The sequence below is a fragment of the Clostridia bacterium genome (assembly GCA_036562685.1).
In the GTDB taxonomy this organism is placed as follows: Bacteria; Bacillota; Clostridia; order Christensenellales; family DUVY01; genus DUVY01.
Window position 1 is genome coordinate 1 of the sequence record DATCJR010000004.1, and the last position, 2,910, is coordinate 2,910.

Annotated in this window: 2 protein-coding genes; both read right to left on the minus strand. The window is 35.3% G+C overall.

Features of this window, described 5'->3' with window-relative positions; all coding sequences use genetic code 11:
* Window positions 1-280 precede the first annotated feature (280 nt).
* Entirely contained in the window at window positions 281-865 is a 585-nt protein-coding gene (locus VIL26_00150) for an ImmA/IrrE family metallo-endopeptidase (protein HEY8389357.1), read from the minus strand.
* Entirely contained in the window at window positions 865-2,472 is a 1,608-nt protein-coding gene (locus tag VIL26_00155; protein HEY8389358.1) for a restriction endonuclease subunit S, read from the minus strand. Before VIL26_00155 ends, VIL26_00150 begins: the two co-directional genes overlap by 1 nt.
* Window positions 2,473-2,910 lie beyond the last annotated feature (438 nt).

Consider the following 2,910-nt stretch of genomic DNA (forward strand, 5'->3'; position numbering starts at 1 on the left):
GCGAAACTGGCAGACGCGCACGTTTCAGAGGCGTGTGGGTAACACCATACGGGTTCAAGTCCCGTCTCTCGCACCATAGACACACGGCAGAACGGATACTTACGTTCTGCCGTTATTTTTTGCTGTTTTTAGGGGTTTGGGGGCCGTTTTTTAAAGATATTGAGGAAATGTTCCTTTTCGTTCGCCGTTAACCATGCAAAAATCAAGGTTTCAGGATTTGAACTTGGCGTTTCCTTTTTGTTGCTGGTTTAAGTGGTAGGTTTTTGGGGTGAAGATATAATCACTCAACATAAAATTTAAGCAGCTTGAGCTCTTCGAGTCGATATCTTAAGGTAGTATCCGAAACACCACACATATAATTAAAACGGCAACACACTATCTTCCAAATATTATAATTATTTCTATATATGTTTAATCGTCTAAATGGAGGAAAACCTAATTGTTCCATTACAATGTTATAATTTAAATATACATATTCCTTAGGCAAGAGAAAAAAGGATGCAAAACAATTTGCCTGCCTTTCCTGAATAATTGTTGCCTTTTCTCCCGCTTCAATGTCCTTAGCCTTGCATCCATTATAATTTTCATCAAGTTTATGTTTTAGAAAATAATGGCCAAGCTCATGGGCATAAGTAAAATTCTTTCTACCTGGGTTATCTATTGTTGAATTAACAATAATTTTGACACCTGATTTTCCTTTTAGTATAGCGCCTTGTAGTTTGTCTTCTAACGCAATTTCTTTGAATTCAAAGTTAAAATATTTTTGTAACTCTTCTTTGAAAAAAATAGGACCACGAAATTCTGGTTTAAATAAACCATATTCCTTAAGCAAATCTCTTATAAACATTTCAATCTTTTTTTTCATTATTCTTCAGCTAATGCCTTTAAAATATCATATGTTTCTTCTATAAAATCTTCATCTTTATCTTTGTCTTTACGTGCAGCAAACTTAAAAGGTTCCTGCTCTTCCCAATGTTTACGGATATCGTCAAATTTATCTGATATTAATGTTTTTTGTTCATCAATTATTTCTACTTGCCCATTCATAAGTAAAGGTAATAGAAAATCACGAAGCTGGGATAGCTCTATGTTTTGATGTTTATTCTTATTTATCATTAAAAAATAAGGCTTGACTAATTTTGTATATTTCAATAATATATCATCTGGTGGCTCAATAATATGGAAGTGAGATAAATCCGTTTCATTGATTGCTTGTTGAGTAGCACCTGTTGCAACCGAATCTTTTTTCTTATTAAAATATTCTCCATTAATATATTCCCATAAATAGTATAAAGTGTTTTCGTGACATTGTAGTCCTGTAAATCCTGTTGATAATATACAATTGTCAATTACATAATTTGAGGCCTCATTTAATAATAAATTCTTAATTGTATTCTTCATTTTTGCAAACCATATGGAGTTTGTGGTAGGCTGCATATTTGCTCTTGACAAACGATTTTCATAAGTTATTTTCATACCAGAGCTAATAATTTCAGTTCCCTCAATGTCTCCAGTAGCATAATAACATTTTTCACCCTTAAAATCTTTTATTCCTGGTTTTATTATCTTACATAACTTAGTATTTTGCAGATTTTTCACTTGCCACTTTATTGGGATATTTCGTTTTAATATGGGATTATAATACATCTCTCCACCATAAGAGCGATAAGGTTTACCTTCTCCATTAGGAAAATTGAATTGTATGAACCAAAAATCATATATTGTTTTAGCCAATTTTTCAAGTTCAGCATTAATTTTATTATTCAGCTCAATTTTTTCATCCAATTGCGAAAGAACTCGGGCAATAGCACGTTGTATCGATATATCGGGCATATATATCGGTATTTCTTTTAAAATCTTCAATGATAATGAAGCCCTTTGGCCGCTCCCGCTTGCATTGTTTTCAAAATACTTTTGTAATGTCTTTGTGTGCAATATACAATTTAAAAAATAGCCATCTAATCTATCTTTGTCTGGAGTTATAAGGGCTAAATGATAACCCAAAACAGTATCATTAAAGTCGTCAGCTATATAAGCTGATTTCAACACAAACAATATATTATCTCTACCCTTTACAACAATCGTATCCACAAGCTTGGTGAAGATGTCTCTATCAAACTCGTTATGTTCTCCTGCCTTTTTTATTACCTCCGCTATTACAGCTTGATAGGCTTTGGAGAGCGTGGCTTGATTGCGCTTTGTCAAGATATCATCGCGGGATATAAAGAGCTTATCAAGCATTGTCATGATTTCTTTGCTTTCCGCATTGTATTTTTCCGGCTCAATTTCTCGCCGGCCGCGTTTCTTATTCAATTCAATCATTTTATCCTGCAGGCTCCCTATTTGTTCATCAATCTCCCTCAGCTCATCATCTCTATCAATAAACTCTCCCGACTCTGCCAAGGCCTCATTGACTGAATCGCCTACCACGTCCATTATCTCTTTTTGGTTATGGATTATATCCTTTAGCATTTGTACGAACGCCGCCTCCAGCTCCTTTTCCTTAATGGGTAACGCGGGGCATAAATCCTTACTCTTTATATGCTGCTTGCAAACCCATGTCCCTACCCCGTGGGCGTGGTGCCTGCGCAAGCCCGCTCCGCACCTTTTGATTTCCCGAAAATTTTTATGAGACTGCCGCCCCGCTGAGGGGGTAATAGGGGTAGAGATTGAGGCCCCCTGCCCTATTTGTTGTCATTCTGTCTCACTAATCGACGCATTTTGGCCTGTTTGTGAGATTTTTTGCAGTGTTTTTTCTTGTGAATTTTCAAGGAAGATTGTAAAATGAAGTGCAACGGGTAAAAAAAGATTCATAGTGAACCTTTATCTTTGTATAATAAGTTTGTAACACAAGATTATACAAAAGGAAAAGGCACTATGAATCAAGGACATTATAGCACAAAAAAGAGG